A 19,661-nucleotide genomic window follows, 5' to 3' on the forward strand; every position below is an offset into this window, starting at 1 on the left:
AAAAATATTCTAAAAAGTTTGGCGGATTAAAATTTTCGCCGTACTTTTGCCACCCAAAAGCGCACATAAATAGGCGTAATATTATTCATTAATAATACTAATAAGTTATGATTCAATACGTTAAAGAGTCTTATGAAGAGCTAACTAACCACGTTACGTGGCCTAATATTTCAGATGCACAGAAGGAAATGGTGGTAGTAGTGGTATTTTCTATTCTATTTTCTTTAGTAATTTGGGGAATGGATTCTTCATTTGAATACCTTATAGGTAAGTATTTTGAATTTATGAAATTGAAATAAAAACAGCAACAATGTCTGGATTAATAGAAAAAAAATGGTATGTAATTAAAACCGTTACTGGTCAGGAGAACAAAATAAAGAACTACATAGAGAACGAGACTTCTCGTTTAGGTTATGCCGACTATGTAGAGGAAGTTTTAGTGCCTACTGAAAAGGTGGTTCAAGTGCGTAACGGCAAGAAAATCACCAAAGATAGAGTGCATATGCCTGGCTATGTAATGGTGAAAGTTCACTTAGCAGGTGAGGTAGTGCATATCATTAAGTCTATCCCAGGGGTAGTAGGCTTCTTGAGTGAAACCAAAGGAGGTGATCCACTGCCATTGCGTAAAGCTGATGTAAACCGTATGCTTGGTCAGGTAGATGAATTAGCTGAAACAGTAGAAACAGTAGCTATTCCGTTTGAAGTAGGCGAGATGGTAAAACTTATCGATGGTCCTTTCAATGGTTTTAATGGTACTATAGAACGTGTGAACGAAGAAAAACGCAAACTTGAAGTGATGGTGAAAATCTTCGGACGTAAAACGCCTTTAGAACTCAGCTACACTCAAGTAGAAAAATTGTAACAAAGTCCTCATAAGAGGCATTTTAAATAAATTATTAATTATAAACAATGGCAAAAGAAATTAGTAAAGTAGTTAAACTACAAGCTCGGGGAGGTCAAGCGAATCCTTCGCCACCAATTGGACCCGCATTAGGTGCTGCCGGTGTTAATATTATGGAGTTCTGCAAGCAGTTCAACGCTCGTACGCAGGACAAACAAGGAAAAGTAATTCCTGTAGTTATCACCGTTTATAAAGACAAGTCTTTCGACTTTGTTATCAAAACTGCACCTGCTGCTGTTCAGCTGTTGGAAGCCGCTAAGGTTAAAGGAGGTTCCGGAGAACCAAACCGTAAGAAAGTAGCAAGTATCACTTGGGAACAAGTGAAAGCAATTGCAGAAGACAAAATGCCTGATTTGAACGCATTTACAATTGAGTCTGCAATGAGTATGGTTGCTGGTACGGCACGTTCAATGGGTATATCAGTAACTGGAGAAAAACCTTTTTAATCGCAAAGCAATATGGCAAAATTAACAAAGAAACACAAAGAAGCTCTTGCAAAAGTTGATAGCAACAAGCTATATTCACTCAAAGAGGCTTCAGCATTATTGAAAGAAATCACTTACACTAAATTTGATGCTTCTGTAGATATTGCAGTGCGTTTAGGGGTAGACCCACGTAAAGCAAACCAAATGGTACGCGGTGTAGTTACGCTTCCTCACGGAACTGGTAAAGATGTTCGTGTACTCGCATTAGTAACTCCAGATAAAGAAGCTGAAGCTAAAGCTGCTGGAGCAGACTATGTAGGGCTTGATGAATATCTACAAAAAATCAAAGACGGCTGGACTGATGTAGACGTAATCGTTACTATGCCTGCTGTAATGGGTAAATTAGGTCCTTTAGGACGTGTGCTCGGCCCTCGCGGATTGATGCCAAACCCTAAAACCGGTACTGTTACTATGGAAATTGGTAAAGCTGTACAAGAAGTGAAATCTGGTAAAATTGATTTCCGTGTAGATAAAACAGGTATCGTACACGCTTCTATCGGTAAAGTATCATTCACAGCCGATAAAATTGTAGACAACGCTAACGAGTTGATCCAAACATTAATAAAGATGAAACCTACCGCTGCTAAAGGTACATATATGAAATCTATTTATCTTTCATCTACTATGAGCCCAAGTGTAGCTGTAGATCCTAAAACAGTTTAATTTGTAGTTAAAAACCGAAATTATGACAAGAGAAGAAAAATCATTAGTAATAGATAATTTAACTGCACAGTTAGCTGAAAATAACGTTATTTATGTAGCAGATTTAACTGGTTTGAACGCTCAGGAAACAACGGCTTTACGTCGTGCTTGTTTCAAAGCGAATATCAAATTAGCAGTTGTGAAAAATACCTTGCTTTCTAAAGCAATGGAGGCTTCAGAGAAAGAATTTGGCGAATTGCCAAGCATTCTCAAAGGCAACACTTCTTTGATGTATGCTGAAGTAGGTAATGTACCTGCAAAACTCATCAAAGAATTCCGTAAAAAATCAGATAAACCTATTTTGAAAGGAGCTTATGTAGATGCAGCTGTATTTATTGGTGATAGCCAATTAGATGCATTAGCAGCTCTCAAATCTAAAAACGAAGTTATTGGCGATATCATCGGATTGCTCCAATCTCCTGCCAAAAACGTTGTTTCAGCTCTCAAATCGGGTGGCGGCAAATTGGCTGGTATCATCAAAACTTTATCTGAAAAGTAAAACAGAACACACAGAATTTATTTTTAAACAATTAAACAAAAACGATAGAAAAAATGGCAGATTTAAAAAATTTCGCAGAACAATTAGTAAACTTAACCGTTAAAGAAGTAAACGAGCTTGCTCAAATCTTGAAAGAAGAGTATGGCATCGAGCCAGCTGCAGCAGCAGTAGCAGTAGCAGCAGGTCCAGCAGCAGGTGGTGCTGGTGAAGCAGCCGCTGAAAAAACAGAATTTGATGTATTCTTGAAATCAGCAGGTGCTAACAAATTAGCGGTTGTTAAATTAGTAAAAGATCTTACAGGTCTTGGACTTAAAGAAGCTAAAGAAGTAGTAGACGGCGCTCCTTCAAAAGTGAAAGAAGGTGTTTCTAAAGAAGAAGCTGAAGGGCTTAAAAAATCTTTAGAAGAAGCTGGTGCTGAAGTAGAATTGAAATAATTTTACTTATAAACCCTATAAGGTTTAGGTCTTTTTCAATGGCAAAAAGACCTAAACCATTTTGTAATTTAAAGCAACAATACAACAACAATATAATGGTAAGACTTATCTTGCCAACCCTCAAACAAACAACTCATCAACTTTAAGCAAAGTCTGCAATAGTCTTTCCCACTACAAACTTTGTTTGAGCTTCAAAATAATAATTGCTGTTAAAAGCTAACTGACTAACAACTTACTACTAACACACTAAACAATAATATTAAAGTAAAGAAAATGCTTACGAATCAAACCGCAAGAGTCAATTTTGCTTCTGTGAAACACGTTCCTGAATATCCTGACTTTTTGGATATTCAAATCAAATCGTTTCAAGAGTTCTTTCAGATGGAAACCAAGTCGGAAGACCGAGTTCACGAGGGATTATACCAAACCTTTAAGGAAAACTTCCCTATATCCGATACTCGTAACCAATTCGTATTGGAGTTTCTCGACTATTTCGTAGACCCTCCTCGCTACTCTATACAAGAGTGTATTGAGCGTGGTCTTACCTATAGCGTGCCTCTGAAAGCCCGATTGAAGCTCTATTGCACCGACCCTGAGCACGAAGATTTTGAAACTATCGTACAAGATGTATACTTGGGAACTGTGCCTTATATGACTTCCAGCGGAACTTTCGTTATCAACGGTGCTGAACGCGTGGTGGTTTCTCAATTACACCGTTCTCCTGGGGTATTCTTCGGTCAGTCATTTCACGCTAATGGTACTAAACTCTACTCTGCACGTATCATCCCTTTCAAAGGTTCGTGGATTGAGTTCGCTACCGACATCAACAATGTGATGTACGCTTATATCGACCGTAAAAAGAAATTGCCAGTAACTACACTCTTCCGTGCAATTGGATTTGAACGCGATAAAGATATATTAGAAATATTCGACCTTGCCGAAGAAATCAAAGTTTCTAAAACAGGGCTTAAAAAATACATTGGTCGCCGTTTGGCTGCTCGTGTACTTAACACTTGGCACGAGGACTTCGTAGACGAAGATACAGGTGAAGTAGTATCTATTGAGCGTAATGAAATTATCCTCGACCGCGATACAGTACTCGACGAAGATAACACTCAAGAAATCTTAGAAGCCGATGTAAAAACTATTCTTCTCCACAAAGAAGATAGTCAAGCTACTGATTATACGATTATTCACAATACTTTACAAAAAGACCCTACAAACTCTGAAAAAGAAGCGGTAGAACATATTTACCGACAATTGCGTAACGCCGAACCACCCGATGAAGAAACAGCTCGCGGTATTATCGACAAGCTCTTCTTCTCAGACCAACGTTATAACTTAGGGGATGTAGGTCGTTACCGTATCAATAAAAAATTAGGGTTAGATACCCCTATGGAAAAGCAAGTGCTTACCAAAGAGGATATCATCACCATCGTAAAATATTTGATTGAGCTCATCAACTCTAAAGCAGAGGTAGATGATATCGACCACTTGTCTAACCGCCGTGTGCGCACGGTAGGAGAGCAGTTGGCAGCTCAGTTTGGTGTAGGTCTTTCTCGTATGTCACGCACTATCCGCGAACGTATGAACGTACGTGATAACGAGGTATTTACACCTATTGATTTGATTAATGCTAAGACTCTTTCGTCTGTAATCAACTCGTTCTTTGGTACAAACCAATTATCTCAGTTTATGGATCAAACAAACCCATTAGCCGAGATTACTCACAAACGCCGTTTATCAGCTTTAGGACCTGGAGGTTTATCACGTGAACGTGCAGGTTTTGAGGTGCGCGACGTACACTATACTCACTACGGACGCTTGTGTCCAATTGAAACTCCTGAGGGACCAAACATAGGTTTGATTTCATCATTAGCGGTATTTTCTAAAGTAAATGGTATGGGCTTTATTGAGACCCCTTACCACAAAGTTACTAACGGAAAGGTAGATCTTAAAGATATGACTTACCTTACTGCTGAAGATGAAGAAGGACTTAAAATTGGTATGGCAAATATCGCATTAGACGATAAAGCTAATATCATTGAGGAAAAAGTGGTTGTAAAAGAAGATGGTGACTTCCCTGTAATCGAACCTAACGAAGTACAATATATAGACGTGGCGCCTAACCAAATCGCTTCTATTTCAGCTTCTCTTATTCCGTTCTTGGAACACGACGACGCGAACCGTGCGTTGATGGGTTCAAATATGATGCGCCAAGCAGTGCCTTTGTTGAAACCAGAAGCTCCTATTGTAGGTACAGGTTTGGAACGCCGTATAGCATCGGATGCTCGTGTGCTGATGAATGCTGAACGCGATGGGGTAGTAGATTATGTAGATGCTGAAAAAATCATCATTACTTACGACCGTACTGATGAAGAAAAACTCGTGAGTTTCGACCCTGATGAAACAGTATACAACCTTATCAAATTCCAAAAAACTAACCAAGGTACTTGTATCAACCTTAAGCCAATTGTAGAAAAAGGCGAACGTGTGAAAAAAGGACAAGTGCTTTGTGAAGGTTATGCTACCGAAAATGGAGAGTTAGCACTTGGTCGCAATATGAAAGTAGCGTTTATGCCTTGGAAAGGGTATAACTTCGAGGATGCGATTGTAATCTCAGAACGCGCTGTACGCGACGATATTTTCACCTCTATCCATATTGATGAGTATGCACTTGAAGTGCGCGACACTAAGTTAGGAGCTGAAGAACTTACCAATGATATCCCTAACGTATCAGAAGATGCTACTAAGGATTTGGATGAAAATGGTATGATTCGCATTGGTGCCGAAGTACGCCCTGGAGATATTCTTATAGGTAAAATTACTCCTAAAGGAGAATCTGATCCTACTCCTGAAGAAAAACTCCTCCGCGCTATCTTTGGTGATAAAGCAGGTGATGTAAAAGATGCTTCTCTAAAAGCCTCTCCTTCACTCTACGGGGTAGTAATCGACAAGAAATTGTTCTCTCGCGCAGTAAAAGATAAACGCAAACGTAGTAAAGATAAAGAAGATGTAGCGCAATTAGAAGCCGACTATAATGCTAAATTCGAGGCACTTCGTACTAAATTGTTAGAAAAACTATTTAGCTTAGTAGCCGAAAAAACCTCAGAAGGCGTAGTGAACGACCTTGGTGAAGAGATTGTACCTAAAGGTAAGAAATACAGCAAAAAAGTACTTGAAGGCATTGAAGATTACGCTCACCTTACTTCTGCAGGTTGGACTGATGATAAACATATCAACGGACTTATAGACGACCTCTTGCACAACTACCGCATTCGCGAAAACGACTTGCAAGGTATGTTGCGCCGTGATAAATTCACTATCGCTGTGGGTGACGAATTGCCTGCAGGTATCCTCAAATTAGCTAAGATTTACGTGGCTAAGAAACGTAAGTTAAAAGTAGGGGATAAGATGGCAGGTCGCCACGGTAACAAGGGTATCGTAGCGCGTATCGTTCGCGATGAGGATATGCCATTCCTTGAAGACGGAACTCCGGTAGATATCGTGTTGAACCCACTTGGGGTACCTTCACGTATGAACATCGGTCAGATATACGAAACTGTATTGGGTTGGGCAGGACAAAAACTCGGTAAGAAGTTTGCAACTCCTATCTTCGATGGAGCATCGCTTGAGCAAATCAATGAGCTTACCGATGAAGCAGGCGTACCGCGTTTCGGTCATACTTACCTATACGATGGTGGTACAGGCGAACGTTTCGACCAAAAAGCCACTGTAGGGGTTATTTATATGATCAAACTCGGACATATGATTGACGATAAGATGCACGCGCGTTCTATCGGTCCGTACTCACTCATCACACAACAACCATTGGGAGGTAAAGCCCAATTTGGTGGTCAGCGTTTTGGAGAGATGGAGGTATGGGCATTAGAGGCTTATGGAGCATCTAGTACCTTACGCGAAATCTTAACAGTAAAATCCGATGATGTAGTAGGTCGTGCCAAAACTTACGAAGCGATTGTAAAAGGTGAGACAATGCCAGAACCAGGCTTGCCAGAATCTTTCAACGTATTGATGCACGAGCTTAAAGGTCTTGGATTAGATATTCGACTTGAAGAATAATGATTAATTACAACTGACGAATTACAAATAATAAGTGATTCGTCAGTCATTAGAAATAAAATTCCAAACTATTGAATATTCAGTAGTTTGGAATTTTTGTTTCTTGCAAAGGGAAAGTTTTTTTAATATATTGGTTAATTCGCTAATTATGTTTACCTTTGCTCTCATTATCAGTTTATTTATTGAATATGAATTTTATTACTGAAAACCAAACCGAGTATCAAGCCCTCTTTACCTTTTGGGGTGACGAAGAGGCTGAAGTTGTGGTCTGTTTTGATGCCAAACGCCACTTTACAGAAGAAGAAAAGCAAGAAGTATTTCGGCAAGTAGCAACCAAAGTACAATGGTTGGAGGGCAACAAGGAAGCTGTTCTGCAGTTTCTGCTCAAAAATGAAGAGGTAAGAGAACTTTTTGAAGTAGCCCAAGAAGACCTTGAAGAAGAAATTACTGAAGAGCAATTTTGCGAAGCTGTGTATTTCTATGATTTGTATTGTGAAGTAGGTGAAGACCTCGTCTGCACTTTTGATGTGGATACTGACCCTGATTACTTTTTGGGGCATCTGGTGAATATCAGGCTCGATGATAACTATCAACTTCATTTAGAAACGATTAGTGGATAATAAATCTATGAAAAACCTTACTTTTGAGAAATATGGCTTGAGTCCAGAGAAAGTGGAACAGCTCAGAGCTTATAAGATTTTGCCCGATAAACAAACCCTAAAAAACCTCATCAAAGCCTACGAAACGGACAAGGCGGAAGAAACAGAAATTGCTGATTTTCAGAGAGAGCTGAGCCAGCCTATCGATGAGGAATATATTCGTTTTCTGTTGGAGCACAATGGAGGCATTCCTTCTAAAAACAGGGTGAAAGGCAGTAAGGTGGTAATAGACCGCTTTTTGGCTTTTCGGTCGGCTTATAAGTTTCATTCGCTGATAGACTTGTATCCTGACTTTCAGAAACAAGGAATACCGATTGCGCGCACTCCTGCGGGCGATACACTTCTATTAGCAGAAGACCAGCAAATCTATCTCTTCAATCACAATATTCAGGACGTAGAGCCAAACCCTATTGCTACTTCTTTTGCCAATTTACTAATGAAACTTTATTAATTTGCAATGATTGATTACACTCCCAAAGAACACGGCTGGGCAACGGTAACTATTAGCAATGGCACTGCCGAAATAGCTTTTGTAGCCTCTTACTTGCACGATAGTAGGCAGGATTTGATACGCTCGGTAGCAACCTTAGAAAAGTACAAAGAAGCAACCGTTGTTTTTCAAGATGAACCCGATGGTTATGTACTTCACTTAGAGCGCGATGACAAGCATTGCCATTATACCCTTCATTCTTTTAAAGATTATGACCCAACAGCCCTTTGCGAATTGGTTTTAGAAGGAAACATCAGTTTAGCGAGTTATAAAAACGACATAGCAAAGATTAAATAACACTATATGGAAATTACACAATCCCTTAAAACAGAAATATATCACACTCTTGCGGACTTTTTAGAAGCCTATAAAGCCGAAGATACTCAAGTATTAGCTGAAAAATTTGATATTTCAGGAGAATTTTTAGAAGAAATCTATGAAATGCTTGACTTTGTAGAAGACAAAAGCGTATTACACCTCTTTCCTATAGAAGAAATGGATAAAGAAGAAGGCGGAGGGGTGAATTTAGAGGTGTATAACTTCAACAATGATGATACCGCTGTAGGAGTAGAAGCCCACTTATGGGATGATCAAGAATATTTTGCCATCATCAAAGGATATTACAACCTTAGTGACCAATTTCCTAAGTTTGTATTTCACTACTTTAGTTGTTAATACACCCGTTGAGGCTATCTGAAAAGTCTCAAAATTGCTTTTGCGTCGCTATACTTTTGCAAGTTATAAAAACGATATAGCAAAGATTAAATAACACTATATGGAAATTACACAAGCCCTTAAAACAGAAATTTACTACGCCCTTACCGATTTTTTAAATGCTTATAAATCGCAAAATACCCAAGTATTAGCTGAAAAGTTTGGTGTTTCGGGAGCGTTTTTAGAAGAAATCAATGAGACTCTTGATTTTGTAGAAGACAAAAGCGTGTTACACCTCTTTCCTATAGAAGATATAGATAAGGAAGTGAATAAACTACGCGAACTGACCTTGTATAAAGATAAAAAGATGAATAAACTTGTGGTAGAGGCTTGTGTATATAATGATAAAAATGAATGTATAGGGCTTATGGTAGGTGATTATCCTTTATTTGAACATTTGCCTAAGTTTGTGTTTACTTATTTTGATGTATAAATAAAAGAACAATTTCCTCAGCTTGCAAAAGCTCTTTCTAAACAAGGTAAAAGATAAAATTAATTAAAATGATACGTAATATAGCACTTATTTTCTTTTTGCTTATATTATCTGCTTGTAGCAAACAATCAGGAGAAGACGAACAGCAGAAAGGGTATTATTATACGGGAAGTCTCTTTGAACCTTATATAGCTCAGGGGTCTATTTTCACAAGAGAAGTTAAAAATATGCCTTTAGCAACGAACTCGGCTGCCATAGCAGCTTATATGCCTAAAATGCCCGCTGAATATCTGCCTGAAAGATTTAAAAAAACGGTACTAACAACACTGAGTACAACATCTTATAACATCCCTATTTATGTGGTAGATTCTAATAACCCTCATCAGGAATATGCTTATTTTGAATCTAAAGATAATAGAGTTATTTACAAACAAGATCTTATTAAGTATACTACGGGGCGTATACCCTTGCCTAAATATGCACAACCAGCAGGCGGAGGAGATAGAGCTTTTGCTGTTTATGACAGAGCAACAGGAATAATGCGAGAATATTTTTACGCTGTTAAAGATGAGAAAGGGACTTGGCATTTTGCTGCTTCGGGATATTTTAAAGCAAAACCAAACTTTAAAGATTTGGGTAAAGACAACTTTGCAATGCAACACACCACAGGAGGGTCGGCAGTAGTGTGTATGCTCAATCCACTCTCTCAAATAGGCATTGCAGAGGCGCGAAAAGGTGAGATATGCCACGCGCTATCCTTTACTATTGCCAATGCAGGGAAAGGTTTTTCTTATCCAGCAAAACAAGGAGATGGCACTTCAACAAACCCTAATGCCCCGTTGGAAGGGCAATGGTTTCGGATAGACCCTAACATAGACCTTAACAAGTTAAAACTTCGTCCTTTTACCCTTTTGGTAGCCAAAGCAGTACAGAAATATGGAGGTTATGCAGCCGATAAGAATCTTTTTTGCCACGCCTTTACTGCTGAACACCCTATAAACGAAATGGTACAAGGCAAACCTAATCCTTGGGAAAAAGGAGGGGATATTTATGAGAAATACAACGGAATAGACCTTAATGATTTCCCTTGGCATCTTACCCAATGGGCGCCCGTTGATTGGGGGAAATAGAACATCAAAAAGTTCTCTAAACAACATAAAGTATGGTAGATATAACGCCTTTCTTAAGTGAAAATGTAAAAAAGCACTTCATTACCTTGCCTGCTTCTCATCAAAAAGAGTGGGTAAGCTATATTAATGAGGCTAAAAAGGAAGAAACACGCCTTAAAAGAGTGCTGAAAATGCAAATGTCGTTCTGTGAGAAGTATACATTGGAGGGAGAACCCCAAGTTATTAATCTGTTAGAGGAAATTATTAATATTAATTCGCAAGAAGGGAATGCGCTTGCAGAGGCTTTTATAAGTGCTATAGGTAATAACCATAGTGGTGTGTATTGTGTGGCATATAAGTGGGCAATTGCTTTTTTGGTGCAATGGTACCAAAACTCTGAACCTAGCAGTATGCGTGCTATAGCTATATATGGGATTCTAAACGACCTTTACTACTTTGATCCTATAGAAGAACAAGCTGCTAATGCAGATAATACAACCATAAAGGAAGAGATAAAACAACTGTTAGCGCTTTTTGCGGATAAGAATTAAATATTAAAAATGACAACTATAGAAATACCTAAGTTTATAGAAAAGTATAAAGCCTACGAACGAGAAGGCGGTATGATAGACTTTCGTATCTTTCAGTTGGATACAGAGCAGGAGGATACGCCTTATCAGAAGCATTTGGCAGTAGCCCAGCAGACTCTTATTTCGGTAGCGGAAGAAGTAAATACGCGTCTTGACCGTATAGCGGCTAAATCTAAAATAAATCGTAAGAAACTTTTTACGATGGACTACGATTTTGGAGTCCTTAAAGATTCGGGTAAGGAGATTTCTGTACAAGACTTTATGGGCTGGCAATATGAAGAGGTGAGCGGAAGGATAATTCTTAGTGGAGAGAAACTGTACAATCAGTATTTTTACTATGATGATAAAGAAGTGCCTGAAAAAGCAGTGACTATGACAGAGGAAGACCTCAAAAAGGAAGCCTTTACTTACGCTTTCTTTCAGCCCCTGTACTCTTTTATGATTACAAAAAGCAATTTTGAAAAAGGCAATTTCTTTTTAGACTTTTGTAGGTTGCTTTTTACCGATATTTCTCAAATAGAAGTCTATAAGTGGAGTACGGATAGCTCTAATTACTTTGATGAGGGTAAAAAGGGGAGAGGGAGTTTCTTTTGGACGGTCTATAATCCGTGTAGGTATTGGTATATAGGGATTATAGCCTCGACAACTGATTAATGATTTAATTATCAAAGTAAATCAAAAATAAAAAAAATCACTCTTGCGGGTTGCCCCTCTCCTTGGGAGAAGTCCACGAGAGAGGAATTGCCTTTTGCCGATAATACTTTTGATATTGTGTTTCACAACGGAGGTATCAATTTCTTTAACGATAAAGCACTTGCTATAAGCGAAATGCTTCGGGTTGCCAAAGCAGGGAACAAACTCCTTATCGCCGATGAGACTGCCGACTTTATGGAATCACTTTTAGAAAAAGCAACTAAATGAATGTCTTACAGAAACGATTAGCACAAATAGAAACCGTTCCTCACGAAAATAGCTTGTGTGATGGAAAAGAACACGATACTTGGTACAATGAAACCAAAGTGAAATATCACCTAAATGAAGAATACAAAATACTTAGTTTTAAAGAAGGAAAAAAGCAATCACACTTAGGATAAGTGCTATTATAAAAGCATAAATTATTTTCATATATTCTCACCTAATATTTCTTTACTTGTCCTAAACTAACAGTAAAGATTCCAAAATCATCAATCAGCATACTTTTTTTCTTGACTCCTTGGAGGGAGAAAAGTCCGTCCAATTCACGCTGGCTACGGCGGCGCATCACCCAGTCTTTTTCCTGATGGCTCTTCAGGACAAAGGCAATGGTTTTGAGCTGGGGGTGCCATGGCTGTCCTGTATAGATGATATACCCATTGTCCGAGATAGAAACCACCCCCTTGATTGCCTCAGAGGCCAAGATATTATCGCCAAAAAGCTCAAAAATACCTGAGATGATGGTGATATTGGGCGAATAACTTAGTTTGCGGTAAGTATCAGCCTCAAAACAATTGTAATTGGTAAAGCGAATATTCTGGTAGCCACGCTCTTTGATAATTTGCTCTCCCTTCTGTATGTTGGCTGGTAGGAACTCATTGATAACGATCTCCACTTCAGGGTGGCGCTCTTTGATATCAAAAAGGTAGTTGCCCACTCCACCTGCGATGTCCAATATTTTTACCTCCTGTTCTTGGGCTTGTAGGGCTTGTATAGCCTTTTCTACCTGTTGTAGGAGGTGTCTCTTGCGGATACGTACCCCGCGCCAGCCTATGGCATTGAGATAGCTTTTGTCCATCCAACGACCTATACCCCACTTGCCTTGTGGCGTGTTTTTATATACATAATCCATGGAGGCGCCAGAATCGAAGCCATAGGTAAGCCCTACAGTCATACCACCACTGAGGTGACCAAGCTTGCTCAACGCCCATTTCTGAAGATGGTAACCCCAACGCTCTCTGGTGGGAATCAGTTCATATTGCATGGTCTCAAATTCTTTCTGAGTAAAGAGATCAGAATCAAGAGTAGGAGTAGGCAAGGGTGCAGAGAAAGCCTTTTGGATAAAGTGTTGTAGGAGCTTATATACTTCCTCACGGCCTTGCTCGAAGAGAATTCCATGATGGAAGCCCTCCAAGGTAACAAACTCTTTTATAGAGGAGGATAGGTTTACATAAAACTGCTTTTGCTGTTGGTTAATCACCACAAAGTCTTTTTTAGCGGAGAGCAGTAGGGTAGGGGTGGTGATTGCAGCGGCATCTTCCACCAATCGCTTACCAGCATTGGCAAGGTCAATGAGGAGTTTGCCATTGATAGAGCGGGTGATGAGAGGGTCATTATCGTAAGCCTGTTGCTGCTTAGTGTCGCGAGTGAGCATCTTGGATTTTACATAGCTCTTAACAATCAGTTTAGGATTGATTTTTAGAGCCAACTCGATGGCTTGCTTGGCCATAGGAACGATCAGGTTGATCTCAAAGGCAGGAGCCAATAGCGCCATGCCAGCGATGCGGGGTGCAAAATCATGCACCCAAGCCGATGTGATTACCCCGCCAATACTATTGGCCACTACAAAGATATCTTCCTCGCGTACCTCATAGTGCTGCCCAAGGAACTTGGCAAAGGTATCCAAGTCCCGTACCGAATCCATGAAAACAGGAGATACAGCGGCTTTGGTGTGCCCATGTCCACGCATGTCAAAAGCAAAGATGTTGTAGGCAGCAAAGAGCGGATGGGTAGCAAATTCCTGTAGACGCTCCCCATACTCATGCCCTCTATGGATTACGATAAGGGTCTTTTGTCCGGGCTTGTAATTCCATTCGTAGAAGAATAGTTCTTCCCCTTCATGACTTTTGAAAAAACCTGTGTTCATGGTATAATGATTTTGATACGACAAAAATAGAAAATTATTTTTTGATTACCTAATTTTTTGTTAGAATTAGTTGTGATTTTGCATCCATTTGGCCTTTCTGTACATTAGTAAGGACAGCAAAGGCTTAGGCAGTAGCGAGAGTAATTGCATGAGCCACTTCATACGAGTAGGGAAGAGGTGTAGGCTTTTCTTTTGAGTGATAGCCCTGCTGATTTCGGCTACTGCTCTATCTTCACTCACCAGAAAAGGTTTCTTAGAGAGATTGTTTTGGTTGAGCTTGTAGAGCTTTTGGGTGGCTACATACCCAGGCGCAATAGAGGTGATATAGATGCCAAAGGGGCGTAAGGCACGCCTATAGGCATCAGCTATCTGTAAAACACTGCGCTTGGTCTTGGTATATAGGCTGGAGGAGGGATAGTCCAAAATCCCTGAGATAGATGCTAGCAGGACGATTTGGCCTCCATGATGAGCCATAAGTTCTCGGCCAACCTCCAAGGTATTGACGGCTCCTATGATATTGGTTTGTAGTATACTGACCGCCTCCTCGTAAGAAATTTCTCCTACCACATCCTCGGCATAGCTACCCGCACAGTTGATAAGTAAGGAGAGGGTGTCTGAGCCTACAAACTGTCGTATCACCTGGGTTAATAGTGCTTTGTCTATAACATCGGCCTTATAACTCTCAAAAGGAACTGCCTTGGGGAGCTTGCTAAGATCTCTGCCGCATACCCCAACCCGATGGCCGCTTTGCTGGTAGAAGTGAGCCAAGGCAAACCCTATGCCAGTGGTGCCTCCTATGATAAATACATTCATAAGCTAAAGGTGTTAAGAATAGTTTGGTAACCATAGTCCCATTGCCGCTCTATCTGCTCTCGGTAAGAGGGATAGTCCTTGGGAAAGTGAATTCCTATCTCCAGATGCTTCCAATTGATATATTTCTCAGAGTAAAAGCCCTTTAGAACGGTAGTTGCTCTTCGAGTATCTATCCATTGGGCAGGATAGGAAGCCACCGACGCCAACCGCTCGTTGCCACTAAAGCCCAAGACGGCACGTACCAAAGACTCTTCGGTAGGAGAGTAGGCCTGCTTGTGCTCAGCAATTACAGTAGTTGAAAGCGCATAAGCCAGCTCCATAGGAACAAGGTCAATAGCCCCGCCTGCATAGTATGTCCCCTGATAGCTTACAGGAGCTACATAGAACATATCCGAGACAGAAATACGGGCAGCCCAGAGCAAGGGAATAGCCGTTTCCACACTTATATCAGTTGCTACGGCCGAAAGCGTATAGTTGGATTCGGTATGTTGCAGTGTCTCAAGAGGGATCCTATGGGCAGTCTCAGGGTCGGTTATGAGCACCTCTTGGTAGAGTTTTCGCTTACCCCTACGCTTGCCACACTCATGGGGGGCAAAGCACATCTTTGCTCCTATGATGATAGTGGGCAAGGCAGCAGAAAAAGCTAACTTGGTCAAGGAGGGGAGTAGCCCCGATAGGTCTTGGGACATTTCTACCAAATAGCGTGTATATACATCCTCTACCAAGGGAGCACGACGCCGGTCATAGCGCTTCTGTAGGACTAAAAGCCCCAAGCGATATAGCTTGCTATAAGGGGTAAGGGACAGGCTTTGGATAAAGTGGTAAAACTCCTGTGATTGCAGATAGGCTTTTCTCTCTGTATTATTAGCAAAAGCATTGATTACCAAGGCAGCAAAAGCCCCACCACAGCTGGCAATAAGTAGCTCAGGAGCTTTGCCTATATCACACAACGCTGCATACATACCATTGTATAAGGCAAAGCGGGTGCCTCCTCCGGAGAGAAGCAAACTACGGGAAAAGGGCTTTATCGTATCCATAGGTAAAACCAAATACAGTTGAACAAGAGACTATCTATGCGATCCAAGAGACCACCATGACCAGGAATCAGTTGGCTGGTGTCCTTCACCCCCGCCCGCCGCTTGAGGTAAGAGAAAGTCACATCGCCCCAGAAACCAAAAAAGCTAATGAATAAGCCTACAAAAACTAATGTATGTAGTGCAATAGGAAGCCTCAGCAAGTAGCCTAAGCCTACACTCAAAAAAGGGGTGAGCAGTAAGCCGCCTACAAACCCTTCCACGGTCTTATTGGGGCTTATCTTGGGTAAGATCTTGTGCTTGCCAAAGCGCTTTCCAGTGAGGTATTGGAAGATGTCGTTGAGTTCGGTCGTTACCACCAAGAAGATGAACCACTCCACCCCTTGTGGCTTCATACGTAAGAAAGTCAGGTGAGGGTAGGCTGCCAAAACAATCAGTAGGGAAAGGGGCAATCCTAAGGGGATTTGCCTAAGGCATAGATATAGGATAAGGCCTATCCCCACAACCATACAAGCTTCTACCATATAAGTGGAGTAGTTGGGACAGCTCCATAGTAAAACCCCTTGTAACAAGGGAATAGCCATACGCCAATAGCTCGGATTAAAACCAAAGAGCCCGCCCAATTCCGTAAGGGCTTGAAAGCTTACCCATAGGGAAAAAAGACACATGGCGTAGGGGTGGGAGACAGCCGCAGCAAAAACACAGATAATCACTCCCCAGCTCCTGATACGAAGTGGTACATCGGCATATTTGTTGTCAAGCGGCATAAAGTCCTTTTTTTAAGCGGGTGAAAGTACTTAAAAGTAGCAAGGCAATAACTATGGCAAAAACCACTTGAGAGTAGGCTTGTATTCCCACACCAAAGTAGGCAAGCAGCCCATAGATACCCATCAGCAGTGCTCGGTCACTCTTGCCCATAGGCCCCTCATAGCGCCTTTGCCCTCCTAAGACCTTGCCCATGACGCCAGCAAACTCATTGAGTACGCTCAGTACAATAAAAGCTACCACCCAGTAAAGGCTTTCGGGGTGGTACTTTAGCAAGGGGAAGAAGATAAACACATCCGAGACCACATCGCCCACCTCATTGAGTACCTCTCCTAAGCGGGAGGTTTGTCCGAACTCTCGTGCCATCATACCGTCAAGAGCATTGAGGATCATACGCACCAACAGCCCTATGGGCAGTGCCAAAAAGAAAAGTGGTTCCGCCGAAGCCTCCCAAAAGAGCACGCCAATCCCAAAGGAGAACACAATGGTCACTACAGTAATCTCATTGGCAGTAACACCTCTCCTGTGTAGCCATACCAGTAGCGGGTGCAATAGCTGCTGGAATTTAGGTTTTAGTTTGTATACAGAAATCATAATAGGTTAATGAGTATATTAGTTAAAAAACTTATCAAAATCCGAGTAGCCACTTGCGGAACGACACCAACCTTTCCGAGTTAACCTTATACCTACCACTATAATTGCAGATAGATTATAGTGCTTGGTGTTATAGGTTTTTCCATCATCAGTAAGGTACTCCGCTACCAAAGCACGGATGATGTCTTTCAGAGTGTGTTTTTTCATAATAGGTTCATTTGTTAATTATCAGAGAGTTTCCCTCTCATATTTGTCTTCGTGAAAGTACTCATAAGCACTGGCTTCCAATTCTCCACAATCGGAAATAAGATTATTGTCTTGGTCATATATCTTATAATTCTGTTGGATCTCACCTATGGGGCATTCACCATCTAGGCCTAATAGGATAGTGTAAAATACATCTTCTAACAGAATATCAATAACTTCCTTAAGTTTCTCAGTTTGACTCTCTGTCAGAGCCATTTCTTTTATTTTTACATTTACAGCCGAAGCTTGTTCGGGTTGTGCTTGAAAGCATGACTTTAAAAACGCTAGTTTTTCAAGGTAAAAGTTCTTTGCAAATTCGTCTGAGGTCATAATGTTGATATATTATTTATAGAAGCTGTTTAAACTTTTTCCTATAATAAAGTAAAAGTTCCCGAAAATTAGTAATTTTGCGTTTGAAAAAAAAGAACACCAAAATTCAGGAACTTTGGGCAAAGATACAATAAATAATTGGATTATTCCCTTTTTAAGTGTAGGAAAAGGAGGATTTAAAAGTAATTTTGATTTAGCTTCAATAATTTTATTGATTCTCAAGAGATTAAAAACAGAAGTGCAATGGAGAGAACTTCCAATTGAGAGTTATTTTGAAAAAGGAGAAATCTCTTGGCAAAATGTCTATTACTACTTCAATAAATGGAGTAAAGATGGTAGTTTTCAGCGAGTATGGTTGAATCTATTAAGCAAGAAGAAAAGAAAATTAGATATGTCTTGCGTTCAATTGGATGATAGTCATACACGTTATCGCCAAAAAGGAGAATCTGCAGGTTATCAAGCAAGAAAAAAAGCCGTAACCACAAATAGTATTTTTTTTGTGTGATAATAAAGGGTAAATGATAGCAATGGGAAGCCCTAAAGCAGGAAATCACAATGACTTATACGAAATAGAAGAAGTACTAAAAGAAATCTTAGCTTTATTAGAAGAAGCAGGAATAGAACATAAAGGTCTGTTTCTCAATGCTGATGCAGGATTTGATAGTAAGTCTCTTAGAGATTTTTTAGAAAGCAAAGAAATTATAGCAAATATTAAATCTAATCCCCGAAATGGAGAGCAACCAGATGTTTATTTTGATGAAGAATTGTACAAAAATAGGTTTAAGATCGAACAAGCAAATGGTTGGCTTGATGGATATAAAGGTTTGATAATGAGATATGAGTATCTTGATGTAACTTGGATTGGAATGCTCCTATTAGGGTTTATATCCAAGTTCCTCAAAAAAGTTTAAACACGTTTTATATTTAAAAACAACCTATATATCTTGAAAAAATCACTTTTGCGGATTGTCCCCTTCCCTTCGGGAGGGGGAACGGGGGTAGGCTTTCAAACACAATATTTACATTAAAAAACAGATTTATAACAAAAAATCCCTCTTACGGATTGCCTCCTCTCCTTGGGAGAGGGGGAACGGGGGTGAGGACTCCAAATAAAAAACGTCAATATGAAAAAACAAAAACCTAAAAACCTAACAGAATGTATCCAAATGCTGGATAAGAACCTCAAAAAGCAGGATAAAGAGTATATAAAAACGCTTACCGAAGATGAATTCTTTATGGAAAGTCATTTTACTTTAGGAATGGGCATTCGCAATGAGTGGCTTCGCAGTGGAAATCCTGAACTTGTAAAGTTCTTTTTAGACCAAGGCGTTAAACACCTCGATGATATGTCGGCTATGATACTCACAAGCTACTATAGATATCTAATAAATTCTAATAATTAATTGAGTGATGATACATAGTAACATTGAAATCGTATTAGGAGATATCACCAAAATTTCTGTAGATGCTATTGTGAATGCTGCCAACACTTCTCTACTTGGTGGAGGAGGTGTGGATGGAGCTATTCATAAAGCAGGGGGCAAAGCTCTCACTGAAGAATGTGAAAAGATAAGAAATAAACAAGGAGGTTGCAAGGTGGGTAGCGCTGTTATTACTACTGCGGGCAATTTGCCTGCTAAATATGTTATTCACACAGTAGGTCCGGTGTGGAATGGGGGAACACATAATGAAGAAAACCTACTGGCACAAGTTTACATTAGTTGTTTGGAGTTGGCTTTAGAGCATCAAGTAGCTACTATTTCATTTCCTAATATCAGTACTGGAAGGTATAGATTTCCGAAGGAAAAAGCAGCACAAATAGCACTTCATACCATAGCTGATTTCTTGCAAAGAACGGATAAAATTAAGCAGGTGAAGATGGTTTGTTTTGATCAAGAAAACTACGATATTTATACAAACATACATAAGATTTAACAACTC

Annotated in this window: 26 protein-coding genes and 1 pseudogene; 21 read left to right on the forward strand and 6 right to left on the reverse strand. The window is 40.1% G+C overall.

The annotated features are described in order from the left end of the window. Positions 1-107: 107 nt before the first annotated feature. The 17 genes and pseudogenes from secE (at position 108) to DR017_RS14100 (ending at position 12,193) form a co-directional block, all read left to right on the forward strand. Positions 108-299 carry a preprotein translocase subunit SecE gene (gene secE / locus DR017_RS04040; protein ID WP_002679824.1) on the forward strand — a complete coding sequence of 64 codons (192 nt, stop codon included), beginning with the start codon at positions 108-110 and terminating at the stop codon, positions 297-299. Between the two features lie 11 nt (positions 300-310). Continuing rightward, positions 311-862: a transcription termination/antitermination protein NusG gene (nusG, locus tag DR017_RS04045; RefSeq protein WP_002679816.1), complete on the forward strand. Its 552-nt coding sequence runs from the start codon at positions 311-313 to the stop codon at positions 860-862. Between the two features lie 47 nt (positions 863-909). Continuing rightward, the gene (gene rplK, locus DR017_RS04050) at positions 910-1,347 is read left to right on the forward strand and encodes a 50S ribosomal protein L11 (RefSeq protein WP_002679988.1); all 438 of its coding nucleotides are present in this window, start codon (positions 910-912) and stop codon (positions 1,345-1,347) included. Between the two features lie 12 nt (positions 1,348-1,359). After that, on the forward strand, positions 1,360-2,049 hold the full coding sequence (rplA, locus tag DR017_RS04055; protein WP_002679854.1) for a 50S ribosomal protein L1: 690 nt from the start codon (positions 1,360-1,362) through the stop codon (positions 2,047-2,049). A 22-nt stretch (positions 2,050-2,071) separates the two neighbouring features. Next, positions 2,072-2,587: a 50S ribosomal protein L10 gene (gene rplJ / locus DR017_RS04060; RefSeq protein ID WP_002679966.1), complete on the forward strand. Its 516-nt coding sequence runs from the start codon at positions 2,072-2,074 to the stop codon at positions 2,585-2,587. Positions 2,588-2,640: 53 nt separating this feature from the next. Further along, positions 2,641-3,021: a 50S ribosomal protein L7/L12 gene (gene rplL / locus DR017_RS04065; protein WP_002680017.1), complete on the forward strand. Its 381-nt coding sequence runs from the start codon at positions 2,641-2,643 to the stop codon at positions 3,019-3,021. A gap of 273 nt (positions 3,022-3,294) precedes the next feature. After that, positions 3,295-7,104: a DNA-directed RNA polymerase subunit beta gene (gene rpoB, locus DR017_RS04070; protein WP_002679974.1), complete on the forward strand. Its 3,810-nt coding sequence runs from the start codon at positions 3,295-3,297 to the stop codon at positions 7,102-7,104. A 188-nt stretch (positions 7,105-7,292) separates the two neighbouring features. Then, positions 7,293-7,724: a DUF2262 domain-containing protein gene (locus DR017_RS04075; RefSeq protein ID WP_002679829.1), complete on the forward strand. Its 432-nt coding sequence runs from the start codon at positions 7,293-7,295 to the stop codon at positions 7,722-7,724. Positions 7,725-7,731: 7 nt separating this feature from the next. Continuing rightward, on the forward strand, positions 7,732-8,214 hold the full coding sequence (locus DR017_RS04080) for an SMI1/KNR4 family protein (RefSeq protein WP_040361322.1): 483 nt from the start codon (positions 7,732-7,734) through the stop codon (positions 8,212-8,214). Positions 8,215-8,220: 6 nt separating this feature from the next. Beyond that, a complete protein-coding gene (locus DR017_RS04085; RefSeq protein ID WP_002679982.1) occupies positions 8,221-8,550 on the forward strand; it encodes a hypothetical protein in 330 nt (109 codons plus the stop codon). 6 nt (positions 8,551-8,556) lie between these two features. Beyond that, complete coding sequence (locus DR017_RS04090; RefSeq protein ID WP_002679959.1) at positions 8,557-8,928, forward strand: hypothetical protein; 372 nt, start codon at positions 8,557-8,559, stop codon at positions 8,926-8,928. A gap of 100 nt (positions 8,929-9,028) precedes the next feature. Continuing rightward, positions 9,029-9,400: a hypothetical protein gene (locus tag DR017_RS04095; RefSeq protein WP_002679965.1), complete on the forward strand. Its 372-nt coding sequence runs from the start codon at positions 9,029-9,031 to the stop codon at positions 9,398-9,400. A 68-nt stretch (positions 9,401-9,468) separates the two neighbouring features. Continuing rightward, entirely contained in the window at positions 9,469-10,530 is a 1,062-nt protein-coding gene (locus tag DR017_RS14095) for a hypothetical protein (protein ID WP_002679915.1), read from the forward strand. 32 nt (positions 10,531-10,562) lie between these two features. Continuing rightward, positions 10,563-11,060, forward strand: a complete 498-nt coding sequence (locus DR017_RS04110) for a YdeI/OmpD-associated family protein (RefSeq protein ID WP_002679955.1) — start codon at positions 10,563-10,565, stop codon at positions 11,058-11,060. Between the two features lie 9 nt (positions 11,061-11,069). Then, entirely contained in the window at positions 11,070-11,753 is a 684-nt protein-coding gene (locus tag DR017_RS04115) for a hypothetical protein (protein WP_002679884.1), read from the forward strand. An 18-nt stretch (positions 11,754-11,771) separates the two neighbouring features. Continuing rightward, positions 11,772-12,011: pseudogene (locus tag DR017_RS04120) on the forward strand (class I SAM-dependent methyltransferase); the annotation flags it as partial. A gap of 5 nt (positions 12,012-12,016) precedes the next feature. Beyond that, complete coding sequence (locus DR017_RS14100) at positions 12,017-12,193, forward strand: hypothetical protein (RefSeq protein WP_002679975.1); 177 nt, start codon at positions 12,017-12,019, stop codon at positions 12,191-12,193. 41 nt (positions 12,194-12,234) lie between these two features. Here DR017_RS14100 and DR017_RS04125 read toward each other — a convergent pair whose 3' ends face one another. From DR017_RS04125 to DR017_RS04150, 6 genes are all read right to left on the reverse strand, one after another. Continuing rightward, entirely contained in the window at positions 12,235-13,938 is a 1,704-nt protein-coding gene (locus tag DR017_RS04125) for a bifunctional alpha/beta hydrolase/class I SAM-dependent methyltransferase (RefSeq protein WP_002679933.1), read from the reverse strand. A 66-nt stretch (positions 13,939-14,004) separates the two neighbouring features. Continuing rightward, positions 14,005-14,751 (reverse strand): SDR family NAD(P)-dependent oxidoreductase, encoded by a 747-nt coding sequence (locus tag DR017_RS04130; RefSeq protein ID WP_002679880.1) that lies wholly within the window; start codon positions 14,749-14,751, stop codon positions 14,005-14,007. Further along, positions 14,748-15,788: a patatin-like phospholipase domain-containing protein gene (locus DR017_RS04135; protein ID WP_040361324.1), complete on the reverse strand. Its 1,041-nt coding sequence runs from the start codon at positions 15,786-15,788 to the stop codon at positions 14,748-14,750. The genes DR017_RS04130 and DR017_RS04135 overlap by 4 nt, the downstream gene beginning before the upstream one ends. Then, positions 15,776-16,552, reverse strand: coding sequence for a phosphatidate cytidylyltransferase (locus tag DR017_RS04140; RefSeq protein WP_002679931.1), 777 nt, complete (start codon positions 16,550-16,552; stop codon positions 15,776-15,778). The genes DR017_RS04135 and DR017_RS04140 overlap by 13 nt, the downstream gene beginning before the upstream one ends. Then, on the reverse strand, positions 16,542-17,144 hold the full coding sequence (locus tag DR017_RS04145; protein ID WP_002679956.1) for a CDP-alcohol phosphatidyltransferase family protein: 603 nt from the start codon (positions 17,142-17,144) through the stop codon (positions 16,542-16,544). Before DR017_RS04145 ends, DR017_RS04140 begins: the two co-directional genes overlap by 11 nt. A gap of 228 nt (positions 17,145-17,372) precedes the next feature. After that, positions 17,373-17,720 carry a hypothetical protein gene (locus DR017_RS04150; RefSeq protein WP_009413704.1) on the reverse strand — a complete coding sequence of 116 codons (348 nt, stop codon included), beginning with the start codon at positions 17,718-17,720 and terminating at the stop codon, positions 17,373-17,375. A gap of 115 nt (positions 17,721-17,835) precedes the next feature. Here DR017_RS04150 and DR017_RS14275 point away from each other — a divergent pair, with 115 nt between their 5' ends. The 4 genes from DR017_RS14275 (at position 17,836) to DR017_RS04165 (ending at position 19,655) form a co-directional block, all read left to right on the forward strand. After that, a complete protein-coding gene (locus DR017_RS14275; protein WP_081450871.1) occupies positions 17,836-18,225 on the forward strand; it encodes a transposase in 390 nt (129 codons plus the stop codon). Positions 18,226-18,238: 13 nt separating this feature from the next. Next, positions 18,239-18,631: a transposase gene (locus DR017_RS14280; RefSeq protein WP_081450872.1), complete on the forward strand. Its 393-nt coding sequence runs from the start codon at positions 18,239-18,241 to the stop codon at positions 18,629-18,631. 213 nt (positions 18,632-18,844) lie between these two features. Then, on the forward strand, positions 18,845-19,123 hold the full coding sequence (locus DR017_RS04160) for a DUF6794 domain-containing protein (protein ID WP_002679920.1): 279 nt from the start codon (positions 18,845-18,847) through the stop codon (positions 19,121-19,123). A gap of 7 nt (positions 19,124-19,130) precedes the next feature. Continuing rightward, on the forward strand, positions 19,131-19,655 hold the full coding sequence (locus DR017_RS04165; RefSeq protein WP_002679929.1) for an O-acetyl-ADP-ribose deacetylase: 525 nt from the start codon (positions 19,131-19,133) through the stop codon (positions 19,653-19,655). The last annotated feature ends 6 nt before the right edge of the window (positions 19,656-19,661 follow it).

Source organism: Capnocytophaga sputigena, assembly GCF_900446695.1.
In the GTDB taxonomy this organism is placed as follows: Bacteria; Bacteroidota; Bacteroidia; order Flavobacteriales; family Flavobacteriaceae; genus Capnocytophaga; species Capnocytophaga sputigena.